This window comes from Deltaproteobacteria bacterium HGW-Deltaproteobacteria-2, assembly GCA_002840505.1.
In the GTDB taxonomy this organism is placed as follows: domain Bacteria; phylum Desulfobacterota; class Syntrophia; order Syntrophales; family Smithellaceae; genus Smithella.
The window spans coordinates 255581-279632 of record PHBC01000001.1; the positions used below are offsets into that span (position 1 = coordinate 255581).

Sequence of the window (24052 nt, forward strand, 5' to 3'; positions counted from 1 at the left end):
CTAGCGTAATTTCAATGTGCTTATCGCCATTAACGCCAACAAAATAGAAATAATCCAAAAACGTACAATTACTTTCGGTTCCGCCCATCCTTTCAATTCGAAATGATGATGCAGGGGTGCCATCCGAAGAATGCGTTTTCCTCCGGTCATTTTGAAGTAACCAACCTGAAAAATTACTGAAAATGTTTCCACTACAAATATGCCGCCGACAATAGCCAGCAATATTTCCTGCTTGGTTATTATCGCAAGAGTTCCCAACGCTCCGCCAAGAGAAAGTGAACCGACATCTCCCATAAAAATTTCCGCAGGATAAGCATTAAACCAGAGAAAGCCGAGGCCTGCCCCCACCAGGGCTCCGCAGAAGACCGCCAATTCACCGGCACCGGAAATGTGAGTAACCCGCAGATAAGAAGCGACTTTAACGTTTCCGGCAAAGTAAGCAAAAAGTATATAAGTGGCAAAACAGATTATTGCAGGACCAATAGCCAAGCCATCCAAGCCGTCTGTTAAATTTACGGCATTGGCCGCGCCGACGATGATAAATGTGGAAAGCAGTACATAGCCCCAGCCAAGGTTAGGCAATATCGTTTTAAAAAAAGGAATCGTTACCTGCGAATTGAAGCCTGGTTTTAAATAAAGAACTATGCTGACGAACAGGGCAATTATAATTTCCGCAACCAGCCTTTTTTTACCGGAGACACCTTTAGAACTTTTACCGGCAAGTTTGCTGTAATCATCAATAAATCCAATTAAGCCATAACCCACTGTCACCAGCAATATCAGCCAGATGTAATTAATGGAAAGATTGGTCCAAAGCAGAGTGGAAATTACCACAGCAAGGATAATTAAAACTCCTCCCATCGTAGGAGTGCCTTTTTTGGTCAAATGACTTTGCGGCCCGTCTTCTCTGATCTGCTGGCCGATTTGCATGTCCTGGAGCTTCCGAATCATCCAAGGACCAACGATCAGACAAATTAAAAGCGCGGTTATCGCCGCAAAAATCGTTCGGAAAGTTATATAACGAAATACGTTAAAGAACGAAATCGTTGTGTGTAACGGATATAATAAATGATAAATCACTTTTTAATTCACTCCCGATTAATGAATAGTTTTATTATGCCCGTTTATATTATCGCTGCCGAAATTCTCGCATATTTGAACCACAATTTTATCCATCTTCATCCCGCGCGAACCTTTCACCAGAATCCAGTCACCTTTTTTTAAATTTTCCTTTAAATAATTAATCCCGTTATTTTCATTAGAAAGGAAAAAAATGTTTTCCGGCGACAGCCCTCCTTCCATCGCTCCAGCGGCTGTCACCCTGGAAAAATTGCCTTGAAGAAAAAGAGTGTTGATTCCTATCGTCGCTATCAGCATCCCTATTTTACGATGCATTTCTTCTGATTCCGTCCCCAACTCCAGCATGTCGCCTAAAAAAACAAAACCATTATGATGAACTTTTAAATCTTTCAGTGTCATCAGCGCTTCGCGTACTGAAGCAGGATTGGCATTGTACGAATCATCCAAAAGAAAAGACCCGTTGCGCAGTTTAACCATTTCCATTCGTCCGCTGAATGGACGGAATTCCGCCAGGCCTTCCGCTATCGTCTTGATGTCTGTACCAACAGCAAAAGCCGCAGCGGCCGCCGCCATGGCATTATTAACATGATGCAGACCAACAATTTTCATTTCTACTTTTTGTGTGTTCTCATCGACAATCAGATTAAAACTCATTCCCTTGATGCCGTTCATTTTTATATCTTTAACAGTAACATCGGCATTAGGACTCATACTGAAAGTAATTTTCCGACCGGTCCATCGCTCAGCGCAAAGGGCAACTGCTTTATCGTCAATGTTAACTATGATCGTCCCCGAAGGTGACATATTAAGAAATAAATCTCCCTTTTCCTCCCTGACAACATCTATGGAACCAAATCCGGCCAGATGCGCCGGACCGATGTTAGTAATCAAACCTATATCCGGCAAGGCAATTTGAGTAAGTCTTTTTATTTCCCCCCGTGTATTTGTGCCCATTTCCAAAATAGCCAACTCATGTTCGGTGGTAAGGCGAAATATCGTCTGAGGCAATCCGATCAAATTGTTTAAATTTCCGTCAGTTTTTAAAATATTTTTCTTCCGGCCGATAATTGCCGCTATCATTTCCTTAGTTGTTGTTTTCCCGGAAGATCCTGTTAATCCAATTACAGCAATGGAAAACCGTTTCCTCCATTCATGGGCAAGATCGCCCAACGCAATCAACGTATCTACAACTTTAATCACAGTGACATTCTTATCTGTCAGATCTTTACTAACTTTTGCATCATGAACTATAATTCCGGCAGCTCCCAGCTGCAGTGCTTGATTTACGAAATCATGTCCATCAAACTTTTCACCTTTCAATGCGATAAAAAGATTCCCCTTTTTTACCAGACGAGAATCAGTGGAAATTCCATAAAACGTTTTTTCCGAAGCCCCGGTAACTAAATTTCCGGTGGTTGCCTTCAATACATCATCTAGCAAAAATTTCGGCGACTCATAATTCATCAATTTAACTTAAGCAGCTTCCTGATTCCAAAATTTGTTTTACAACAATACGATCATCAAACGGCACTTTATCTGTTCCCAAAATCTGATAATCCTCATGACCTTTTCCTGCAATTAGAATAATATCTTCTTCTTGTGCTGCACTTATTGCGGTTTCAATGGCCTTTCTCCGATCGGGTATTACTGTGTAGCGATGAGCAACATTCTCCGATTGTAAATTGCCGGGCAATATTTTCTGTATCCTGCTTTGATCAATTCCAGTTTCTATCTCAGCAATAATAGACAACGGATCTTCCAGACGGGGATTATCTGATGTCACAATAGTCAGATCACTGTATGTTGTGGCCGCTTCACCCATAAGTGGTCTCTTGCCGTGATCTCTATTCCCGCCGCAGCCGAAAACCGTGATAATGCGTTTCTTCTTCAGCTCTGTTAAATTTTGCAGTACACGCCTCAAAGCATCATCCGTATGAGCATAATCGACAAAAATATTAAGTCCCGATGATGAATCAACTTTCTCCAGGCGACCGGGGACACAAAATAAATTTTCTATTCCCTTTTTAATTGTTGAAGGAGAAATTTTTAAGACAGAAGCAGCACCGGCAGCAGCCAGAATATTATAAAGATTAAATTTACCTATAAGCGATGATTCTATAGAAAAAGTCTCCTCGCCTAAACTAACCCGTGCTTTTATTCCGGATAATGCTAATTCATAGCTTGCAGCTCGGATTAAGCTTTCATTTTCCATGCCGTAAGTTACGACCGGCAAATTAACCTCTTTTAGGATTCTTTGCCCCCACCGATCATCGGCATTAATAATCATTTTTTGCGGGTGAACCTTTTTGCTTTGAGGCAATACTTCAGCAAAAAATCGTTTCTTAGCCTGAAAATAATTTTCCATCGTCAAGTGATAATCGAGATGATCACGGGTAAGATTAGTAAAAACACCTAAATCAAAATCACAGTCATCAACCCTCTTTAAATCAACAGCATGAGATGAAACTTCGGCAACAGCATGAGTGACATGATCATCAGCCATCGCGCGTAAGATTTTCTGCAAATCATAAGATTCGGGAGTAGTATTAGGTGCCGGATAAATCTTATCATTGTAACGGTAATTAACCGTGCCCAAAACTCCGCAATTAAAACCTGCCGCTTTAAGTATAGATTCCAGAAGATAAGATATTGTTGTTTTACCGTTTGTCCCCATAACAGCAATAAGCACCAACTCGGCAGAAGGATTACCAAAATAATTTTTGGCTAAAACACTTAAAGAACGCCGGCTGTCGACCACCCTAACTGCTGTCACGGCAGAAGGAACATTGAAATCTTTTTCATGAACAATGGCCCGCGCTCCACGAGCTATCGCGTCCATAATAAAATCATGCCCGTCATGTTTTAAACCGGCAACAGCAACAAACAGCGAGCCTGCTTCGCATTTATCCGCAGAATAACAGACAGAAGAGATATCCTGATGAGAGTCTCCGGAAATATTGATTATGTCTAATCCTTCAATTAAACGACGCAGATTCATTTAAACCTCAATTGTGCAACTCAAAAACAACATTACACACTCGTTCTTCCCCAAACGGAGTGTGGGCTTGTGGATATTGACGCACGGCCCAGCCATTACCGGATACTTTAAGCTCTATTGATTCGGCCTTTGCTTTTTTCATCGCTTCTCTGATCGTCAAACCCGCAAAATTAGGCATGGTTGATTCATCACTGCTAACAACATTCTGCTGAGTTAGAGTTTGCTGCGTCGAGACCAGCTCCACTTTATTGGGATCTTTTTCAAAAATAGGGGTCTCCCTGATATTTGTCTTGAAACAATTGAGTATCTGATCACCGATGTTTTTAAAAACCGGAGCGGCGGCTACTCCACCCCACTTATCTCTTTGCGGTTCATCAAGCATTACCAGAATAGCGACTTGCGGATTATCGGCAGGAAAGAAGCCCATGAAGGATGTACGCACCCTCTCCGATGAATATACACCGCGTTTAAAATCGAACTTTTGTGAAGTTCCTGTTTTACCGGCAACGGCGACATTAACAATGCTCGCTTTTTTACCTGTTCCGTCGGGAGCACCTACAACCTCCGTAAGCATAGTGGTAAGACGTTTGGCCACACCCGGAGAAATAACTTTACGTACTACTGTTGGCGCATATAATTTAACGAGACGATTATTTTTATCGGCAATACCGCGCACGATATAAGGTTTCATTAAGACTCCGTCGTTCGCTATGGCAGACACAGCGGCGATTAATTGAATCGCCGTAACTGAAATGCCCTGACCGAAAGCAATCATAGCCGTATCAACCGGCACCCAGTTTTTCACCGGCCTGACCAACCCCGCGGTCTCGCCGGGCAGATCTATACCAGTCCTTTCCCCAAAACCAAATTTTTGAATATAGTCATAGAATTTTTCTCTTCCCATCTTTTGAGCTATTTTTGCAGCACCGATATTACTGGAATATTTTAATATATCAGGAACTCCCAAATATCCGTGGCGTTTTCTTTGTGCTTCATGAATAACACGATTTGCCACTTTATAATTTCCATTTTCACAGAAAAACTTATCTGATTCCTTAATGATCTTTTCTTCCAGCGCAGCAGCCACTAAAAAAGGCTTGAATGTTGATCCCGGATCAAAATTATCGGCAATGGCGCGGTTACGCCATTTTTCCGGTGTAAGTCCCTCGATGTTATTGGGATTGAATCCTACCTGGTTGGCAAGCGCTAAAATTTCTCCCGTCTTGGGATCCATGACAATGGCTACGCCTCCCTTTGCGCCCTTATCCAGAACAGCTTCTTTTAAGTGGGTTTCCACAAGATATTGAATCCGATTATCTATGGTTAATACCAGGTTTTCATTTTCGTCTTTTTTTGTTTCACTCTTTTCCACGCGCAAAAACAATTTTTTCCCCTTGGCATCTCTGGCCCAGGCCAGCTTCTCCGGCTTTCCTTTCAAAGATTCATCATATTTTTTTTCCAATCCTTCCAAGCCGCTGGCATCCAAGCCGACAAATCCCAGCAAATGCGCAGCCAGTTCGCCATTAGGGTAAAAGCGTTTAGGCTCTTTAACTAAGAAAATGCCTTCGATGTCCGCATTTTCCACCAAAGCAGCTTGTTGCGGAGAAATTCTTCTGGCCAGCCAGCAAAAGTTTTTGGGTGACGATATCTTTTTAAAAACTGTTTGATTGTCCAGATTAAGAATCTCAGCAACTTGCCCGGAAACCTTAGCGGGATCCGCAATTTTGGAAGGATCGGCACAAACGGAATTGGCCATTATGGATATGGCCAGCTTTTCCCCGTTACGATCGAAAATTACACCTCTTTCCGGCTGCAATTGCAGAACAGTGGTATGCTGCCTGTGTGCCAATGATTTTAGTTTCTGACCGGATAAAACCTGTAATTGGAAAGCGCGTGATATCAAAGCAACAAAGAACACTAAGAAAACCGAGAGAATAATGACTATTCTTATTTTCAGCCATTTTTTTGATTCGGCAGCCATATCATTCTCCCGATTTCTTTAAAACAATTATCTGACTGTTATCAGGATACGACATTTGCAATTTGTTCATTACAATGCTTTCAATCCTCTGCGGTGATTTGAGCATTGCATATTCCAATTTTAATTTTTTTTGTTCCTCCAACTTCTGCTCTTTGATGCTTAGCTCCGTAGCGATATTATATTCCAATTCAGTCATGCGAATATGAGAACCGACATAGATCAAAGCAACAAACATGAACACTATGGCAAAAATAATAAATGTCGAATACTTGATTCCGAAAGAACCTTCCTTCGCCTCCTGAAAACGGGGGACAACTCTTGTTCCGACAGATTCTGCAGATTGTGCCATTTTAAACTCTCCGGGCTACACGCAACTTAGCACTGCGAGCGCGTGGATTAGCTTCGATTTCTTCTGCCGCAGGAATCAGCGCTTTTCTAGTCATTATTTCCAGTTTTGCTTCTTTTTGACAAACGCAAAACGGTATGTCCTTCGGGCAGACACAAACTCCGGTTAAAGCGCGAAATTCATTTTTTACAATGCGATCTTCCAGCGAATGAAAAGAAATTACGCAAAGGCGACCACCTGTTTTCAGCGCATCAGCCGCAGCGTTAATTGCCGGTTTTATATTATCCAACTCGTTGTTGACGGCGATTCTGATAGCCTGAAAGGTTCTTGTGGCGGGATGAATTCTCTGCCATTTTAATTTGGCTGGCATGCAGGAAGCAACAATTGCCGCCAGTTCCGCAGTTGTTTCAATGGGTGCGAGTTGTCTTTTCTTTGATATTGTCCTGGCTATTCTTGTTGCCATTTTTTCTTCTCCGTAAAACCTGATGATGTTTTCCAGTTCGTTTTGCGCGAAGCTGTTGACAATATCGTAAGCGCTAAGTTTCAAACTGCGATCCATACGCATATCGAGCAGCGCCTGTTTATTAAAACTAAAACCTCTGTGGTCTGTTTCCAGTTGATGGGAAGAAACTCCTAAATCCAGAAGAACGCCATCAACTTTTTCTATATTTAAACTTTTTAGTATATTGTCTAAATCAGCAAAGTTAGCCTTGATCAAAATCTTGCGTGAACCGAACTGGGCCAGTCTTTTTTCCGCGAACTGCAGAGCATCATCATCGCAATCAATTCCCACCAGCAGCGCGTCAGTTTCTTTAAGTATCGCGTAAGCGTGACCTGCACCTCCCACAGTGCAATCCACGTAAACTCCCGTTCTACTGACTAAAAGCGATTCAATAACTTCTTTAACCATTACCGGCTCGTGATAGAAGTCGGTAATCATGGTTTAAATTCCCAGATCAGCTATGAAGTCGGCGCATTTGTCAATTTCACCGGCGGCCTGTTTCATTCTTTCTTCGAAACGATCTTTCGACCAGATTTCAATATTTTTCAGCATACCGGCCAGAACAATATCTTTTTCCAATTGGGCATATTCGCGTAAAGTCGGCGGGATAAGCACACGCCCTTGTCCGTCAATACTGCAATCAACCGCTCCGGACATAAAGAAGCGCTGAAATGAACGCACTTCTTTGCGCAACTTGGATTGATGGGCTACTTTTTCTTCAATTATCAACCACTCATCGTAAGGAAAAACCATCAAGTACTGGTCCCAGTTGGTAATTACAATCCGATTGTCGTACTCATCCGCAAAAATTTCACGGAACTTGGACGGGAAAATTATTCTCCCCTTTTCATCGATTGTATGATGATATTGTCCTCTAAAAACAGACATCACTTCCCTCCACGATAAGCCACTTTACTCCACTGAGCCAACTATAAAGACCACAATTGTCTTTGTCAAGCAAAAAATTTAATTTTTTTAGGGTTAAGTAACTTAAAATCACTGAGGAAATACGGAAAAAACAGGCGATCTTTTTTTGAATTGAAAAAAACAGCGGAAATAAAATTTTTTATTAAAAAAATAAAGACTTTTTTCGCTATTTTTCATTGAGGTTCTTGCACTTTAAGTTACTGTATTGATTCATTATTAATGTATCGATAACGATTTATGGCACGTTTGTGCTCAACCAGTGAAGCTGAAAAAAAGTGTGAACCGTCTTTTTTGGAAACAAAATAAAGATACTTTACCGGAGCTGGATAAAGCACAGCTTTTAAAGAAGCCACACCCGGATTGGCAATGGGACCCGGTGGCAAGCCTTTTATAACATAAGTATTATAAGGAGATTTTCTTCTCAAATGACTGCGCAGGACCTTGCCTTCAAAACTATCCAAATCATAAACGGCTGTGGGATCACTTTGTAAGCGCATTCTCTTTCTGAGCCTGTTATGAAATACTGCTGAAATCATGGGCTTTTCCGCATCGTCACCTGATTCTTTACCGATAATAGAGGCAAAAGTAACAAGTTTATGAATGTCTAATTTCATCTCTCCTGCTCTTTTAATCATTCCCGGTGTAATTTTTTTCCAAAACTGACTAACCATTATTTTCATAATTTGGCGAGTACTCATCGAGCGGTCAAAAAAGTAAGTGTCCGGAAAAAGGTAACCCTCTATGGAATCCGCCTGAATATTTAAAGATCCTAAAAAATCTTCATCGCCAGCCAGTTCTAAAAAATTATCTTCGTCAATTAGTTTGTACTCTTTCAAGCGATCAATAATTTCTTTCAGCGAAAAGTCTTCCGGAATTGTCACTTTATATTTTTTAATATCACCGCGAATAAGTTTTTCAATGATGGCATTGGGAGTTAGGGACGTGTTAAATTCATATTCGCCTGCACGAATATGGCGTCTGGCGTTTTTTATTACAGTCAAGCTGTAAAAGAAAATACGGTATTTAATCAATCCAGCCCGATTGAGTATTTCCGTAACCTCTAAAAAGCTGGAACCTGTGGGGATATCAACCAGTACATTCACATTTCTTTTATCAATGGAACTAATTGAATAATTTAATAGCAAAACGCAAAAGACAAGAATAACAGCAATAAAATATAAAATAACGCGGCGAACTGTTCTGCCGATAAAAGAGGACTTCTTAAAAAAACTGAACAAGAGAATCCGCCTTATCCATGAATTTTTCTCTATTCTATTTTTTTTATCAGATTTATTCATATTTTTTGAGGAATTAAATTGAAATTATTTAGCGATAGAATCCAGATAACCTTGAAGAATAACGCAGGCGGCCAGTTTATCAATCTTATCTTTTCTCTTTTTCCAATGCATACCGGATTTGATTAGTATTTCTTCAGCTTCTTTGGTAGAGAGTGTTTCCGGCCACTTAATAACAGGCAGAGAAAAAGTCTTAACAAGCTGAATCGAGAAACGATTCACCTTTTCACATTGTATGCCCTCTGAACCATCAAGTCGAACAGGATAACCTATTACAATCTTTTCAACATTGTAGCTCTTGATCAGATTATCCAGGATATCCCAATCATGTTTCTTGCTTTTTCTGATGATTGTGGGCAATCCTTGCGCTGTCATTCCAAGCTCATCGCAGATGGCAGCCCCAATTCTTTTTTCACCGTAATCTAAACCAAGTATACGCAAACATAACCTCTTGACGTATGGTTTCTAACAATTTTAACCAATATTTTCAATCATTAAATCATCGGTTGTTTTCGCGGTTTAATACAAGTTTTCATTCATGCAAATTATAAAAAAAATTATAATGTTGTGAAAAAGTGAGGAGTTTGTTATTTTCCACAAAATATTGATCAAATCAAACAGGCAAATATATGAAATATTTTGTTCTTGGCACAGCCGGTCACGTCGATCACGGAAAAACAGCGTTAATTAAAGCGCTTACCGGAGTAGACACAGATCGTTTGAAAGAGGGGGGGGAAAGGGGATAAGCGGACATTGAGTGATGGAACTTTTGTAAGCGAAGTTGTGGAGAAGGCCGAAGAAAGATTCAAGGAAGGATATCGACTCAGAGCCAGAGGATATGTGGATTCATTAATCAAACGAGTTACTGAGATCACTCAAGTAACTCCGGATGAAATATTAGATTCATTAAGAGATGCAAAAAGGACAAAGGCAAGAAGTACCCTGTGTTATTGGGCAACGGAAAAGCTTGGAACGCCTCAAATCCAGTTGGCGTAATTGCGAAACGGACACAATCGGCGATTACTTACGCCGCCAGAAGGGGGAAAAGTGATTGTTGAGAACAATTCATATCTGATCGAATGAGGGGATTGATATTTTGAAGTACGTCCCCTAATACGCCGCCAGAATTGTCATCGATATCAGCTTTTGTCGATGTCCGTTCGGCTCTGCGCGCAGAATTTAATTTCTTCGTAAGAGCCAATCCTTTAATGTACTTTTTTTATTTGCAAAGATCGCAAAGGTTGACATCTCTTTATCACGAAGGAATAACCTCCATACGGTCTGATGGTGCCTCTTCAAAAGACCTTTGAGGCGAAAAAAATATAAAAGATAGACTGACAGTGGATTTCCGGTTTGCGTCCGCATATTTACCAGTGTTCTTTTGGGTGGAAAAGCGCATTTGATGGCATGAATCAACTTGCTGAGAAGCCGGTCATCATTAAAGAGCTTTACAATATTTGGTGATATGGATGCGGCTTTTCTGAATATTAACTCTTCGGCACGAGCCGCAGCATGAAAACTATCATTATATACATCCAAGTCCTTTGTTATTCGTTCAGGGATAGATGCACCAGCAAATCTCTTAGCTAAAAAGAGGGTCAGGTAAACACATTTGCTCACGCCCCATTCCCTGCTCCTGCTCAGGACCTGCTCCCAATCAAGCTTTCCTTCATAATGCTCAATGGCCATTGAGATATCAAACAGCGGCATGATCCCGTTATCAAATACGTGATGGACACCGGCGTGCATACAAAGATGAAGCAGCAAATCTTCGTGGCACAATGACAACGCCTCTATCCCCTCTATGAAGCACGTTTGTGCTCTGGCAAACAGTTTTTCAACATCAACTCGATCAGAAAATGGAGGAGCAACAATGTTGAAATGGATTTCGATGGGTATCGAATCTTTTTTCCTGTACGACGGCAAATGCTCTTGTGCACAACCTGTTTCTTCTTTTGAGGGGCTGTAGCCCTGTTCGACCAGTATATCCTGCACCTTCAACAGATCAGTCTGTTTCACCAGAAGGTCTATGTCGCCCATCGGCCGCAGGGCGATGTTCCGATACACAACGATTGCCAGATGCGCTCCCTTGAGCGCGATCACCGGGATACATTGCTGACGCAAGATACCCAAGATTTTTCCCAACTCGTGGTATAATTTCATATTCCTGCCGGAGCTCTGGAGATAGGCCTGCCGTAGTCTCTCCATCACATTGGCCGGAATTGCTGTGCCCGGATGGAATGTGGTCAGGCGATGATATAACAAAGGCGTAACGTTGTGCTGGGCTGATTTGCAGAGGAGATCGTCCCAATCTACGCTGGATAGTTCTGCTTCACCTGTTATTCCTGTCCCGTCCGGATTCCTCCGGAGTAAGGAAAGGAGCAGTTCATCGATTCGGGATCGATCCATCTAATTACCTCGGTTCGTTAAATCGTCAACGGTACTGCCGGGCCTGAGTTTCAAACAAGTGGGCATACATTCCATCAAAATGAAGCAGTTCTTCGTGAGTGCCTCCTTCGATGATTCTTCCCTCTTTCAGTACATAGATGCGGTCAGCCATCCGGACGGTGGAAAAGCGATGACTGATCAGGATAGCAGTCCGATCCGCGGCAAGTTTACGGAAATTCTGAAAAATCGTATACTCCGCTTTGGCGTCCAGAGAACTGGTCGGTTCGTCCAGAATGATGATCTGCGCGTCGCGCAGAAATGCCCGGGACAGCGCAACCTTCTGCCACTCGCCGATGCTGAGTTCCTCACCATCCTCAAACAGTTTGCCGAGGATTGTTTCGTAGCCTTTGGGCAATCCGCGGATAACGTCATCCGCTCCCGAGTCTCGTGCCACGGCTATGACCCGCTCGTGGTCGGGAGGAAGATCGGTATTCCCCAGCCAGATATTCTCGCGAGCTGTCAGGTGGTACTGCGCGTAGTCCTGGAAAAGGACGGAGAATTCACGTCGCAGGGCCGCGGTTCCAAACCGGCGCAGATCCATTCCGTCGAGGGTGATCGTCCCGCCGGTCGGATCGTACAATCGGCACAACAGTTTGACCAGCGTGGTCTTTCCTGAGCCATTCTCCCCCACCAGCGCTATGACTTCCCCCGGCCGGATCGCCAAAGACACGTCCTCGAGTACCTTCTGTGCGCCCGTCGGATACTGAAAACTGACGTGGTTCAACACGATCCCTGTTTGCATCGGGCGTGGAACGGTAATGGCGTGCGCCGGTTCGACAACCTTCCGTTTCAGGTCCAGGAATTCATGCATGTTGGAAAGGAACAGGTTGTCTTCGTAGATCCCGGCAAGGCCGCCCAGCATCCCCTGAAGAAAACCCTGCCCGCGCTGAAAGGCCATGAAGTACATGATCATGTCCCCCAATGTGTTCGTCCCCTGCATCGTCCGGTACGCGATAAAGGCCAGTGAACCGTAGATCGCCGCAGTGGCGCAGGTCTGCGCCGCCAATTCGGCGACGGAACGACGGCCTGTGATTCTCAAACGCTCTTTACGAAGTTTCCGTCGGAGATCGCGAAAACGGCGCACCAACAAGGGACCGAGATTATATAAGCGGATTTCTTTGGCATGGCTGCCGCCGGTGAGCATCCAGTTGAGATAGCCCGCCTGCCGTTCTGTCGATGTCTGTTCACGTTGCCAGCGATACATCGTGCCGGCATACCCCAATCGCACGACGATACCGGGAAGAACGGCAACGAATAGTATGACTGCGACGATCCAGTGGAACAAAAAGAGTAATCCCGCCATCGCCAGCAGAGAGATCGCGTTCTGGGCGACTTGAACCAGACCGTTAACGAGGTGGGTGGGCCGGTAGGGGGCCTCCCGCTGGGCACGATGGAGCGTGTCGTAATATTGCGCGCTTTCATAATACTCAAGATCTACCTCAATGGACTTGGCATGGAGGACATTGTTCATGTGATCTGTGACGGCCAGTGACTGCGCTTCGCTGACCAGGCCCGCTATCGAGCGGGCCAATACGCCTACCAGAGTTACGATACCCATAAGACAAATGAGAAATAACACCTGTCTAAAAGCCATACCTTTGTCAGAAGCTGTAAGCCCTGCGGTCACCGCATCTACCATGAGCTTCATGAGATAAAGCGGCAATAACGGCAATACCCCTTGCACCACAAGGAGAACCCCGTTTGCTATTGTCCAGCCTTTCGCGCTTTGCCAGACAAAACTCAACGCCCGCCTGAGCTGCAATACGCGCTGTATTTTCAGTTTTACCGAGGCAGTCTGTTCTTGCATATCAGCGGCCTCCCTCAAGCATCTGCTCGATCTCTTGCCAGAAGGCGCCTGTTAAACTGATATGAAGTATGTGTGCGGGTACGACCCGGGCCAACGCACAAAGGTTATTGAACCGTTCCAGATGCAGGGCGCGGGTTTCTTCTTTACTCAGACCCTGTGCCATGAACATGGAGGCCTGTTTCACACACTCGACGAGCAGGCTGACCGCATGCCCGGTGCCTACGGATGCCACCCGATCTTCAACCGCATGGGATAAAAAGAATATACCCTTGAGAGGAACAGCGCTTTGCACGTCCCACGTGCCGCCCGGCCCCCCGTCCAGAAAACGGCTCCAGGTGGGCCAGGGGTGCGCCCGGTAGTTCCCTTGGGAATCCCGCACAACTAATGTTGTATCATCGCACAGCGAGTGCCACGGGGCCGGAAGCCTGTCGCTCGCTGTGGTCTTTCCCGTCCCGCCCGGCGCAGCCAGGATCACACCAGTCCCGTTTCGTTCCGCAAGGGCTCCGTGGATGAGGATTCCTCCCCGGGCCTGCGCTTCGCGGGCAATGATTAACGATAGCTGCATAAGCTGGATATACAGCCCATCGCTGTGATTGCATGGGCGCAGAACGCAAACGGCAAAACCTTCGTCATCAAATGGTAACGAAGCATGACAATCCGCCGCGGATGCGCGCAAGTCAACCGAAACAAGAAGTCGACGCACAATGCCGTGATGAGGATGTTCGATTGCCCCTGTAGAAGGACATAACTGCATTGCGCATCCCAGTTGTGAAACGATGGATACAGCCTCCTCGTCCCCGGCAGCAATTTCCCAACGGCTTCCATCAGCCCAAAAAAGGTTATGCTGTAATCGCTGCTTCAGTAGATGGTTCAATGTTTGCTGTCCTTAATTAAACTCAATAGTCCGGTTAGGTTCTAATCGGGCCGCTCTTGGAGGATTCTATCATCCACAAACAATCGAAATGGCCGTTGGATATACCATTGATGTTTCTGGTCATCGTATCGCCCAATGATACGCGGTCCCAGCAGAAGATGAAACTGATCCCGGCCCCGGGCATGGAAAACGATGACTCGGGGACGAAATGGAGCAGGCAATAATCTGGCGATCACAGCCCGGTGAGACAGGGCGTAATAAAGGGAATGCACCAGAGGAGACACGCTACGGTCAAGGACACCTCGCCAATGAAGCCAACGGCTTGTCAACCGGCCTTGTAATCCGCCCGCGATCTTCCGCCGCTTCTGACCACGCCACGCGGCCACCACCCGACCTTTAATATTCCCGAACGGTAAGAGAAAGGTATCCTCATGAGTGTTGTTGTCACCGAATGTGGATATACCTGCCGGGGTCACACGGATAATGCGATGTACGACCGGCTGATCATTTTTCGGCGGCAGGAAAAATACTACATCGCCAACGCGTAAGGGTCTGCGATCATAAGGCATGATCTCCATCATCTCCGATTCACGTAAAGTGGGATTCATGCTGGGACCGGCATAAGCGGCAAAGAACATTTTTTCGGGTCTATTCTTTTTAGCAGGCTCAAATTCTTTCGGGTGCATATTCACTAATCCCCTTACCGTGCTGCTTTTTCTCCCAAACGTGAGGATGGAAAGAGACCCGCCTCTTCCGCCTGCGCACAGAACCAGAACGGCGCCCACAGGCTTCCTGTGGTGTAATAGTTCTGAGCAACGCACGAGCCCAGGCAGCGCCCCTTCATCAGGCAATGACTGCATACCCCTTCCAGTCTCTCGGGCAATCCCTCCCGCAGTGTTTTCAAGATGGCGTTTTCTCGCCATACCACTTCCAGTATGTCCTTTCCTACCTCACCGAAGACCAGATCCGGCACCTGCTCTCCAATGCCGCACAAGGCATAGTGTCCGCTGGCGATTACACCCAGGATGCCCAAAATCCCGCAAACACCGCACCCATCCCCTCTGGCAATGCTATGGAGAGCTTTAAAAGCATGCGGGTAATGAAAGAAAATCTTCACCTTGGCCTTAGGCGCCAGTTCCTGTTCCACATGCCGCCCCAATGCGATGAGGTCGGCGATGTTCAGGGTCTCCTGATCTTTATGCAACTTTTCGCCTCGCGCTGTTGGTTGCACCACATTGAACTTAACCGAGGCCGCTCCCAGTTTTTCGGCTATGTGCACGATGGCATCCACCTGACCGGCATTACCGCGCATCACCGTGAAAATGATCTGCGGCCTGGTGCCGGTGGCTACAAGGTTGCTCACAGCTTGCTGGGCGGCTTCAAAAGACCCCGGTACACCGCGCACCCATTCGTGAGTCTCCGCATCCGCTCCGTCAATACTTACGGATACGAATCGGTCGGGAGATTTAGCGATCTCAGCAGCGATCTCCTGTGTGCACAGCAGGCCATTGGTCTCGATCGTCAGCTTCAACTCTTCACGCCGGACAATCTCCAGCAAACGCGTGAAGTGGGGATGCAACAATGGCTCGCCGCCTGTAAGTTTGACGCCGCTCATCCCCAGCGGCTTGGCTTCGCGAATCGCCGTCTCGAACAACTCCACTGGCAAGGTGGGATAATGGTTGCCTGTGGCGTCGAACCGGGGACCCATCCAGCAATGGCGGCAGGCAAGATTACATCCTTCGGTCAAATAGAAATACAACGTGTTGATCGCAGGTATTCCATTCTGTCCCTTCTTCTGTTTTTTCATACCGCCAGGCCCGCTCATGGAACTGTGCCCCCTTCTTCAAGAAATCGTCGTAAACAAGCATCCGGACTGGGATGGTCTACCTTGCCTGTAATGGTATAGGCCAGCCCCGGACAGTTACCCGTGCAATAGGGGACGTATGAACAACCGGCGCATAACTCAAACCAGGTCAACGGGATCGTATGTCGGTTGCGGAGTTTGTTCAGCGTTGGGCTGTGTTGCCAAATTTCCGCCAACGAATCCTGGTTGATTTGCCCCAGTTCGCTGTGGGCTAGCATGGAGCATGGAACAATTACGCCGTCGGCGCGCACGGCAATCTTACTGCTTGGACAGCCGCACGCAGTAAGGCGACCTCTATTGGGGAATGCTGGAGCATTCTGTGCCCGTGCCTCCTCCATCTGGCGCCAGACGAGCCCTTCAGCTAATGGACCGGCACTTGCCGAGATGCGGTCCGGGTATTTCTCCGCCAGGCACAGCAATTTTGCAATGGCCAACTGTCGCTCTGTAATGGTCAGCATAACATCATTCGCATTCAGGCGGCATGTGCCCAGGTACTCGGCGGAGTTGGTGCCAAAAGCAGGCAGGCCCAGTTCTTCCAGAAGGAAGTGAGCGATATTTTCCAGATCGTTAACATTATGATGATGAATGGTGACACGCACTGCCACATTAACCCGATGGCGCTGCAGGGTGCGAATGCCACGTATCGCATCGTCGAAAGAGCCTTTGCCGCGACAGGAATCATGTACCGCCGCACAGGAACCATCCACTGATACCTGTACATTCTCGCAACGACCGGTGTGGGCGATAAAAACCGCCATCTCGTCGTCAATCAGTGTACCGTTGGATAGGAGGGAGAAACGCATTCGATTACGGACAATACTTTCAAGAAGTACGGGCAGGTCTTTCCGGATAAACGGCTCTCCGCCTGCTAGAATTACATTCATTACACCGAGCAACCCCAGCTCATCGAAGAATTTAAGCCACTCGTCTGTAGCTAAATCCCGGTATTCTACCGCCGGGTTATTGAAGAAGTAGCAGTAGTGGCAGCGAAGGTTGCAGCGTGCGGTAATTTCAATGTCCAGAGTGCGGGGAGTGCGCATGACTCTTGATGCCGTTGGTTCTATCTTGTCCATCTTGAGTTCCTCAGGCATCCGTTATTTGCTCTCCAGTTCCAACCCCACAAAACCCTGTTCCGCCAGTGTGCTGACAAAGGTGGTAATCTCTTCGAGGGCGGCCTCTGGAACATCTTCAAAACTGATTTTGATCTCCGCGACAATATCCTTAAGGCTTCGCTTGCCGTCCATCCGTTTCCAGACCAATACACCGACAGGATTGGTTCCCACAGCATCGGCCGTATCGGGATTGAAGAGAATGGCCCAATCGTCGAATTCCTCCCTGAGCACAACGATGGGATTAGCAATCGGTCTATCCGTTTGATTCATAGTTAGTAACTCCCACTTTCGATCACACACGTTACCCTAACCGAAGATCCCATTACCGGACGGGTTGCGTCATTCCTAATTTACCGAGGATTACTAGTTGCCTGTTGTCCCGGTCCCGCAAGTAGTTCCGGCAGTTACCCCGGAACCGCAAGAAGTATTTGCGCCGAACCCGCTACCGCAAGAATCATCAGGATTTGACCCATTAGCGCAACTACCAGACCCCTTGGATATCTCCCCCAAGGGGACGAAGACCGACGTTTCGTACTTAGGCTTTGTCGTCTTCTCATTGTCCGACATAGTGAGATCCCCTTATTGCACTAGAGCGTCAGGCAAGCGGCAATGCACTCCGCTACTGCTGGTGGCGAACCGTTCGTTAACACGTTGGCCCAGCCGCGCAATCTGTTAACCAGGTGAAGTGCCGCCAGTGCAGGTAGGGCTTGCACTACCACCGTCCGAGCAAGTCGCCCCATTATTAGTAACGCCGGCCGTGCAAGCCGTCTGTGCTAAAGGACCAGCCGTGCAGGCATCTGTATCTCCACTTCCCGCTGTGCAGGCTCCCGCCCCTTTGGCCAGCCCACCTAAGGGTATGACGATGGGAGCTTCGTACTTAGGCTTTGTCCCCTCATCTTTCTTAGACATAGCAAAATCTCCTTCCCCTATGTTATCGTTACTTATGATAATGTTTCAGTTCCAGTGATTCGTCTTTTGCTTTGTTTATTCATACTGTAAATTGCGTTTTTGTAATATATCATAAGTTCTGTGGCATATAAATCAATTTTCATGATCGTGGTTTTTTTTAAAAGAGGATATTAAAGAATCTTTCTAATTAATTGTATTCTTATTCTAAGGTTTTGCAATTAATATTAAAGGATATCAGGATTGTTCGCTGAACATTACTGCTAAGTTAACACTTCCAACCCCTTACCACCGCAAGAGCGACCTCTAATCTTCCTTCTTCCAACCCTTCTTCCAACCCTTTAATTCCCTGTGGGGTGACATAATCATATGACATTAACGTATGATAATAACATCGACATAAAAGTTCTGTTTTAGTATTACTAATCACATTCGTTGGAAACCGATCTATTTAAGATGTAAATTATTTTTCTGAAAAATCGATTTATAAAAAAAGCCAAAACAAGAGGATGATGTTATGAAAAAAATTGTTCCAGCAAGGAGTTGAAACGATTCACCTTTTCACATTGTATGCCTTCTGAACCATTGGACGGATGGTTTCCAACAATTTTAACCAATATTTTCAATCATTAAATCATCGGTTGTTTTCGCGGTTTAATGCACGTTTTCATTCATGCAAATTATAAAACAAATTATAATGTTGTGAAAAAGTGAGGAGTTTGTTATTTTCCACAAAACATTATCAAATCAAACAGGCAAATATATGAAACATTTTGTTCTTGGCACAGCCGGTCATGTCGATCACGGAAAAACCGCGTTAATTAAAGCGCTTACCGGGGTAGACACCGATCGTTTGAAAGAGGAAAAAAAAAGGGGAATTACTATTGAGCTTGGTTTTGCTTCACTTGCTCTTCCTTCCGGTCAAACACTCGGCATTGTGGATGTTCCCGGACATGAAAAGTTCATCAAAAACATGGTGTCCGGCGCGGCGGGTATTGATTTAGTCATGATGGTCATAGCTGCAGACGAGGGTATCATGCCTCAGACGAAAGAACATTTACATATTTGCTCGCTTTTGGGAATCTCCAAAGGCCTCGTTGCCCTAACCAAAACAGATATGGTGGAAAAAGAATGGCTTGATCTAGTCCAATCGGAAATTACTGAATTTCTACAGGGGACTTTTTTAGAAGGCGCGCCTGTTGTGCCGGTATCAGCCGTTAAGCAAGAAGGACTTGCCGATCTGATAAAGGCAATTGATGCAACTGTAAGCAAGATCAATGAAAAAGCGGATGATGGAATTTTTCGTCTGCCTGTGGATCGCGTATTTACGATGAAAGGATTCGGCACAGTCGTTACCGGCACACTGGTTTCCGACTATATCAAAACCGGCGAAGAAGTTGAAATACTTCCGGGAGATATTGCCGCCCGTATCAGGGGCATCCAAGTGCATAACCAATCAGTGGAAGATGCCTGGGCCGGCCAACGCACGGCGATTAATCTTCAAGGTGTCGAAAAATCGATCATAGAACGGGGCAATGTGCTTGTGCGCCCTAAAACTGTCTGGCCATCACAAAGATTGGATGTTTTTGTAGAATTCCTCACCTCTAATTCTAAAAATTTAAAGAACAAGGCGCTCATCCGCCTGCATACGGGCACAAGCGAAATCATCGCTCGCATAACATTACTGGACAAAGATGAGCTTGCACCTGGACAAAAAGCCTTTGCTCAATTGGTTCTGGCCAATAAAGATGTGATTGTCTCCGGTGATCGTTTTGTTCTGCGCAGTTATTCGCCGATAACAACTATTGGCGGTGGTCAAATCATTGATCCCCTTCCCTCGAAACATAAAAGGCAAAACGAAAAAATTATTGCCGCTCTGAATATATTGCAGAGCGGATCGCTGGCGGAGAAAATTTCCGTAATCATGGAGAGAACAGGATTTTCCGGCATCAATCTGCGCGGGCTTAACTTTCGTCTTGGTGTGAACACAAAGAAAATACGCGAAGCGCTGGATGGTCTGCTTTCCGCTAAAAAAGCTATCCTTCTGGATAGTGAAGATACAACTGTCATCTCCGCTTACTTTTACAATCAGGTGGAAGAACTCATTGGCAAAAATCTTGCCGACTATCATCAGAAAAACCCTTTGCAGGTGGGCATTTCCAAAGAACAGCTCAAAGAAACTCTCGGTCGCGCCATATCGGTAAAACTATTTAATCTGGCGTTGCGCAGCCTGGGCAAAAAAGAAACTATTATCAGCGACAAAGACAATGTCCGCCTGTCAGGGCATCAGGTGGAACTGGCCGGTGATCTTGATTCTCTGCGTCACAGCATTGCCCGGATTTATAGTGAGGCGGGACTTACACCGCCTTCGCTCACCGATGTTGTCAACGATTTTAAGGATCAAAAAGCCAAAGCGCAAAGCATTATCAAACTTATGCTCAAAGACGGAGATTTAATTAAGATCAATGAAGAAATGTGTTTTTCGAGTGGCGCTTTGAGCAAATTGCGTGATGATTACAAGGCAATGCTGGTAAAAGACGGCAAGGCGACACCGGCGACATTCAAAGATCTAACCGGCCTTTCGCGCAAATACATTATCCCGCTGATGGAATATTTTGATGTAAACAAGCTGACCGTCCGAGTGGGCGATCATCGCATCCTAAGAGAAAAAATATGAGTAAGACGATAAAAAACAATTGCTTCCCCTTATGCATGTGGTAAAGGTATTAATGAAAATTTATTCTTAAGGAAGGGCAAACGACAATTTGAAGACTAAAGAAATTTATCTAAAAGACATCAAACAGGGCGATAAGGTAGCTTCCACCTTTTTGGCCACCGAAAAGAATATGGCTTTTTCTTTGAAAGGTTCTCCGTATTTGAATGTGCGACTAAAGGATAAAACCGGTGAACTCGATGGTAAGGTCTGGGATAATGCAATTGAATTAGATCAGCAATTTAAGAAAGGTGATGTAATTTATATTGAAGGGAAAGCTGCCAATTATAAAAACTCTATTCAAATATCTATTATTAAAATCAAAAAAACGGTATGGGAAGATGTCGAACCCACCGACTATTTACCCGCAGTTAAAACCAATGTTGCTGATATGTTTAATGAAATATTGGCCTACATTGAAAAAATTCAGACCAAACCGCTGCAAGATTTGTTGCAGTCTTTTTTGCACGATCAAGAAACAGCCGAGCTTTTTCAGCGAGCGCCTGCAGCAAAAGGCTTTCACCATATTTATTTAGGTGGACTTCTGGAACATACACTTTCGGTTGTACGCTTATTAGAGAGAGTATCAGAACATTACCCCACCCTCAACAAAGATATGGTTATTACCGGCGGCATTCTACATGATATAGGCAAAATATATGAATTTTCTTATGATTATACAATCGACTACAGCGATGAAGGAAGATTAATCGGTCATATTGTCATGGGCGTGGAAATGATCGATAAAAAAATTGCCGCTATTGATGACTTTCCCCGGCAATTAGCTTTGGAATTACGCCATATTATCTTAAGTCATCATGGAGAATTTGAATTCGGCTCTCCCAAACGTCCGAAAACTCTGGAAGCGCTGGTCGTTCACTATATCGACGATATGGATGCTAAATTCAATGCTTTTCAAACACTTATCGATGATTCCAATAATGCCGATTCCGACTGGACGAACTACAACCGTCTTTTGGACCGATTTATTTATAAAAGGAAATAAACCCTATTTAGACCTTTTAGGTTATATACGAATTTAAACTTGATTTTTTAAGCAAAAAAATACTATGAAACATATGTCACAAAAATGAAACTAAAGAGCAACTAAATGCTCTTTTTTGTTTAATTGTAGATTATCTACACAAGAAAAATCGTTCAAAAGAAAGGATGGAATTATGGCTTACAGGATGGATACTTTATGCGGGATTTTCCATAATCAGGCATTGCGTTATGGAGATCAGGTCGAACTTCTTCGGGCTAAGTTAGACAAAAATGGCGACCCGAGCAGTCAATGGCATTCGCGAACATGGAAAGAAACACGCGACGAAGCGATAGGTCTTGCCAAAGGGTTAATGGTTTTAGGATTGAAGAAAGGCGACAGGATAGTCATCTTTTCCGAAAGCAGACCAAGATGGATAATAGCCGATCAAGCTATTCAAGCCTGCGGCGCTATTGGCGTTCCCCTCTACCCCACCTTAACTGTGGAGGAACTGGGGTATATGACATCAGACAGCGGATCCAAAATTGTCATCGCCTCTTCTCAGGACAGAGGAGAAATGGCCCTCAAAGCAAAAGCGCATGGTGTCCCTATAGAAAAAATTATTACTATGTGTTCCTGGAATGGCACAAAACCGGAAGGTGTATATACTTTTGATGAAGTAATTGCTTTAGGTAAGGGAAAAATAAGCGATGAGGAAATAGAAAAAAAGATAAACAGTGTTGGTCCCGACGACGTTACCTCTATAATCTATACTTCAGGAACTACGGGAAAGCAGAAAGGCGCTATCCTTACACAGAAAAACTGGATTTCCAATCTTCATCAGTGTTCTAATTCCACTCTTCTGCGCCGTCAGCGGGATTTGGGAATCCATTTGACATTCCTTGTTCATCTGCCCATGTGTCACGTTTTTGGCAGGACAAGCGATTATCATGTAGGGGCTCTTCAACAAGGGGGCATTCTCGTTTTTGCCGAAAGCTTCGAAAAAATACCGAAAAATCTTCTGGAGATTAGGCCTAATGTAGTCATCAGCATTCCCCGATTGTGGGAAAAAATTTATGACACCACAAAATCCATCGTCTCCCGGCAAAACAAGACCACTCAATCCATCTTTAACTGGGCATTGAAGCTCGGCGGAAAATATTCCGATGCTATGGCAACCGCTACAAGAATGAATCAAATTGATTTGCTTCAATTCGCTCTGGCCAATGTTCTGGTTTTCAATAAGATTAAAAAGACGGCAGGCTTGGACCACGTAATTCTAGGTATATCGGGCGGCGGCAAACTTTCCAAAGATGTTTGCGTGTTTATCCGCTCATTGGGTATTCAGCTCAGCGAAGGCTACGGACTTACGGAAACATCGCCTGTCATTAACTTCAACGAACCGGAGTTCAAAGGTTACGACCCCAGCAAGGCTGGCTGGTTTGGCAACAAGATGATTGACTTGACGGTGGATTTGATGGTTACCAAACAAGCAAAGGGATTGTCGCCTTATACCAATCCAATCCGCTCACTGAGTCTTTCCCTAGCGTATAATACTGTTGCCCATAAACTGCAGATCAAGCCCGGTACCGTCGGGAGACCGGTTCTCTGGACAGAAGAAAAAATCGCCGAAGATGGTGAAATTCTTGTCAAGGGCCCTCAAGTCTTCAAAGGATACTGGAATTTGCCTGAAGCAACGGCCGAAGCATTTACTGAAGATGGATGGTTTAAAACCGGCGATATAGGTGAATTTGATAAGGAAGGATTTCTTCTGATTACAGACCGCAAAAAGGAACTATTTGTCACTTCAGGTGGCAAGAATATCGCTCCCCATCCCATTGAACTGGCCTTGACAGCCAAACCTTATATAGAACAGGTCTGTCTCCTCGGTGACGCCAGGAAATATGTCTGCGCTCTTATCGTTCCTGATTTCCCAGAACTCCACCGTTTTTCCAAACACAGCGGCATTCCGGCATGTTCGGATAAAGATCTTGTCGAAAGTGCACAGATAAAGGAATTGATCAAAAAACAAGTTGATGAAGTCAACGAAACATTGCCTCGTTACGAACAAATCAAGTACTATAAGGTGTTGGATAAACCCTTCAGCGTTGAGTCAGGCGAGCTGACACCGACTTTGAAACTGAAGCGCAGGATTGTTTTTGAAAAATTCAAAGACGACATTGAGAAAATGTACACTAACTAATAACAAAGAAAATA

Annotated in this window: 21 protein-coding genes; 4 read left to right on the forward strand and 17 right to left on the reverse strand. The window is 44.9% G+C overall.

Translation table 11 applies throughout. The annotated features are described in order from the left end of the window. The 9 genes from CVU62_01195 to CVU62_01235 form a co-directional block, all read right to left on the reverse strand. The gene (locus tag CVU62_01195) at window positions 1–1080 is read right to left on the reverse strand and encodes a phospho-N-acetylmuramoyl-pentapeptide-transferase (GenBank protein PKN38846.1); all 1080 of its coding nucleotides are present in this window, start codon (window positions 1078–1080) and stop codon (window positions 1–3) included. A gap of 18 nt (window positions 1081–1098) precedes the next feature. Then, window positions 1099–2544 (reverse strand): UDP-N-acetylmuramoyl-tripeptide--D-alanyl-D-alanine ligase, encoded by a 1446-nt coding sequence (locus tag CVU62_01200; GenBank protein PKN38847.1) that lies wholly within the window; start codon window positions 2542–2544, stop codon window positions 1099–1101. 4 nt (window positions 2545–2548) lie between these two features. After that, complete coding sequence (locus CVU62_01205; GenBank protein PKN38848.1) at window positions 2549–4078, reverse strand: UDP-N-acetylmuramoyl-L-alanyl-D-glutamate--2,6-diaminopimelate ligase; 1530 nt, start codon at window positions 4076–4078, stop codon at window positions 2549–2551. Window positions 4079–4085: 7 nt separating this feature from the next. Beyond that, window positions 4086–6059, reverse strand: a complete 1974-nt coding sequence (locus CVU62_01210; GenBank protein ID PKN38849.1) for a penicillin-binding protein — start codon at window positions 6057–6059, stop codon at window positions 4086–4088. A gap of 1 nt (window position 6060) precedes the next feature. Next, a complete protein-coding gene (locus tag CVU62_01215; GenBank protein ID PKN38850.1) occupies window positions 6061–6408 on the reverse strand; it encodes a hypothetical protein in 348 nt (115 codons plus the stop codon). A gap of 1 nt (window position 6409) precedes the next feature. Continuing rightward, the gene (locus CVU62_01220; GenBank protein ID PKN38851.1) at window positions 6410–7345 is read right to left on the reverse strand and encodes a 16S rRNA (cytosine(1402)-N(4))-methyltransferase; all 936 of its coding nucleotides are present in this window, start codon (window positions 7343–7345) and stop codon (window positions 6410–6412) included. Between the two features lie 3 nt (window positions 7346–7348). Further along, window positions 7349–7795 carry a division/cell wall cluster transcriptional repressor MraZ gene (gene mraZ, locus CVU62_01225; GenBank protein ID PKN38852.1) on the reverse strand — a complete coding sequence of 149 codons (447 nt, stop codon included), beginning with the start codon at window positions 7793–7795 and terminating at the stop codon, window positions 7349–7351. A 236-nt stretch (window positions 7796–8031) separates the two neighbouring features. After that, window positions 8032–9132 (reverse strand): endolytic transglycosylase MltG, encoded by a 1101-nt coding sequence (locus CVU62_01230; protein PKN38853.1) that lies wholly within the window; start codon window positions 9130–9132, stop codon window positions 8032–8034. Between the two features lie 24 nt (window positions 9133–9156). Next, the gene (locus tag CVU62_01235; protein ID PKN38854.1) at window positions 9157–9570 is read right to left on the reverse strand and encodes a Holliday junction resolvase RuvX; all 414 of its coding nucleotides are present in this window, start codon (window positions 9568–9570) and stop codon (window positions 9157–9159) included. A gap of 312 nt (window positions 9571–9882) precedes the next feature. On the opposite strand from CVU62_01235, the gene CVU62_01240 reads away from it, so the two are divergent. After that, on the forward strand, window positions 9883–10125 hold the full coding sequence (locus CVU62_01240; GenBank protein PKN38855.1) for a hypothetical protein: 243 nt from the start codon (window positions 9883–9885) through the stop codon (window positions 10123–10125). A 183-nt stretch (window positions 10126–10308) separates the two neighbouring features. Here CVU62_01240 and CVU62_01245 read toward each other — a convergent pair whose 3' ends face one another. From CVU62_01245 to CVU62_01280, 8 genes are all read right to left on the reverse strand, one after another. Further along, complete coding sequence (locus CVU62_01245; protein ID PKN38856.1) at window positions 10309–11538, reverse strand: hypothetical protein; 1230 nt, start codon at window positions 11536–11538, stop codon at window positions 10309–10311. A 25-nt stretch (window positions 11539–11563) separates the two neighbouring features. Continuing rightward, window positions 11564–13384, reverse strand: coding sequence for an ABC transporter ATP-binding protein (locus tag CVU62_01250; GenBank protein PKN38857.1), 1821 nt, complete (start codon window positions 13382–13384; stop codon window positions 11564–11566). Window position 13385: 1 nt separating this feature from the next. Next, window positions 13386–14138, reverse strand: a complete 753-nt coding sequence (scmC, locus tag CVU62_01255; protein ID PKN38858.1) for a SynChlorMet cassette protein ScmC — start codon at window positions 14136–14138, stop codon at window positions 13386–13388. Between the two features lie 161 nt (window positions 14139–14299). Further along, a complete protein-coding gene (locus tag CVU62_01260) occupies window positions 14300–14944 on the reverse strand; it encodes a hypothetical protein (protein ID PKN38859.1) in 645 nt (214 codons plus the stop codon). A gap of 14 nt (window positions 14945–14958) precedes the next feature. Next, on the reverse strand, window positions 14959–16065 hold the full coding sequence (scmF, locus tag CVU62_01265) for a SynChlorMet cassette radical SAM/SPASM protein ScmF (GenBank protein PKN39435.1): 1107 nt from the start codon (window positions 16063–16065) through the stop codon (window positions 14959–14961). A gap of 14 nt (window positions 16066–16079) precedes the next feature. Further along, on the reverse strand, window positions 16080–17162 hold the full coding sequence (gene scmE / locus CVU62_01270) for a SynChlorMet cassette radical SAM/SPASM protein ScmE (GenBank protein ID PKN39436.1): 1083 nt from the start codon (window positions 17160–17162) through the stop codon (window positions 16080–16082). A 54-nt stretch (window positions 17163–17216) separates the two neighbouring features. Continuing rightward, window positions 17217–17504 carry a SynChlorMet cassette protein ScmD gene (gene scmD / locus CVU62_01275; GenBank protein PKN38860.1) on the reverse strand — a complete coding sequence of 96 codons (288 nt, stop codon included), beginning with the start codon at window positions 17502–17504 and terminating at the stop codon, window positions 17217–17219. Window positions 17505–17906: 402 nt separating this feature from the next. Continuing rightward, a complete protein-coding gene (locus CVU62_01280) occupies window positions 17907–18143 on the reverse strand; it encodes a hypothetical protein (protein PKN38861.1) in 237 nt (78 codons plus the stop codon). A gap of 760 nt (window positions 18144–18903) precedes the next feature. Between CVU62_01280 and selB the strand changes: the two genes are divergently transcribed. The 3 genes from selB (at window position 18904) to CVU62_01295 (ending at window position 24038) form a co-directional block, all read left to right on the forward strand. Next, complete coding sequence (selB, locus tag CVU62_01285; GenBank protein ID PKN38862.1) at window positions 18904–20817, forward strand: selenocysteine-specific translation elongation factor; 1914 nt, start codon at window positions 18904–18906, stop codon at window positions 20815–20817. An 88-nt stretch (window positions 20818–20905) separates the two neighbouring features. Further along, window positions 20906–21859, forward strand: a complete 954-nt coding sequence (locus tag CVU62_01290) for an HD family phosphohydrolase (protein ID PKN38863.1) — start codon at window positions 20906–20908, stop codon at window positions 21857–21859. 172 nt (window positions 21860–22031) lie between these two features. Further along, the gene (locus CVU62_01295) at window positions 22032–24038 is read left to right on the forward strand and encodes a hypothetical protein (protein ID PKN38864.1); all 2007 of its coding nucleotides are present in this window, start codon (window positions 22032–22034) and stop codon (window positions 24036–24038) included. Window positions 24039–24052 lie beyond the last annotated feature (14 nt).

Excerpts from the sequence above, each read along its gene's own strand:
- CVU62_01200 (PKN38847.1), bottom strand. The coding sequence starts at position 2,544 with ATGAATTATGAGTCGCCGAAATTTTTGCTAGATGATGTATTGAAGGCA.
- CVU62_01205 (PKN38848.1), bottom strand. The coding sequence starts at position 4,078 with ATGAATCTGCGTCGTTTAATTGAAGGATTAGACATAATCAATATTTCC.
- CVU62_01210 (PKN38849.1), bottom strand. The coding sequence starts at position 6,059 with ATGGCTGCCGAATCAAAAAAATGGCTGAAAATAAGAATAGTCATTATT.
- CVU62_01215 (PKN38850.1), bottom strand. The coding sequence starts at position 6,408 with ATGGCACAATCTGCAGAATCTGTCGGAACAAGAGTTGTCCCCCGTTTT.
- CVU62_01220 (PKN38851.1), bottom strand. The coding sequence starts at position 7,345 with ATGATTACCGACTTCTATCACGAGCCGGTAATGGTTAAAGAAGTTATT.
- mraZ (PKN38852.1), bottom strand. The coding sequence starts at position 7,795 with ATGTCTGTTTTTAGAGGACAATATCATCATACAATCGATGAAAAGGGG.
- CVU62_01230 (PKN38853.1), bottom strand. The coding sequence starts at position 9,132 with ATGAATAAATCTGATAAAAAAAATAGAATAGAGAAAAATTCATGGATA.
- CVU62_01245 (PKN38856.1), bottom strand. The coding sequence starts at position 11,538 with ATGGATCGATCCCGAATCGATGAACTGCTCCTTTCCTTACTCCGGAGG.
- CVU62_01250 (PKN38857.1), bottom strand. The coding sequence starts at position 13,384 with ATGCAAGAACAGACTGCCTCGGTAAAACTGAAAATACAGCGCGTATTG.
- scmC (PKN38858.1), bottom strand. The coding sequence starts at position 14,138 with ATGCAGTTATGTCCTTCTACAGGGGCAATCGAACATCCTCATCACGGC.
- CVU62_01260 (PKN38859.1), bottom strand. The coding sequence starts at position 14,944 with ATGCACCCGAAAGAATTTGAGCCTGCTAAAAAGAATAGACCCGAAAAA.
- scmF (PKN39435.1), bottom strand. The coding sequence starts at position 16,065 with ATGAAAAAACAGAAGAAGGGACAGAATGGAATACCTGCGATCAACACG.
- scmE (PKN39436.1), bottom strand. The coding sequence starts at position 17,162 with ATGCGCACTCCCCGCACTCTGGACATTGAAATTACCGCACGCTGCAAC.
- scmD (PKN38860.1), bottom strand. The coding sequence starts at position 17,504 with ATGAATCAAACGGATAGACCGATTGCTAATCCCATCGTTGTGCTCAGG.
- CVU62_01280 (PKN38861.1), bottom strand. The coding sequence starts at position 18,143 with ATGTCTAAGAAAGATGAGGGGACAAAGCCTAAGTACGAAGCTCCCATC.
- selB (PKN38862.1), top strand. The coding sequence starts at position 18,904 with ATGAAACATTTTGTTCTTGGCACAGCCGGTCATGTCGATCACGGAAAA.
- CVU62_01295 (PKN38864.1), top strand. The coding sequence starts at position 22,032 with ATGGCTTACAGGATGGATACTTTATGCGGGATTTTCCATAATCAGGCA.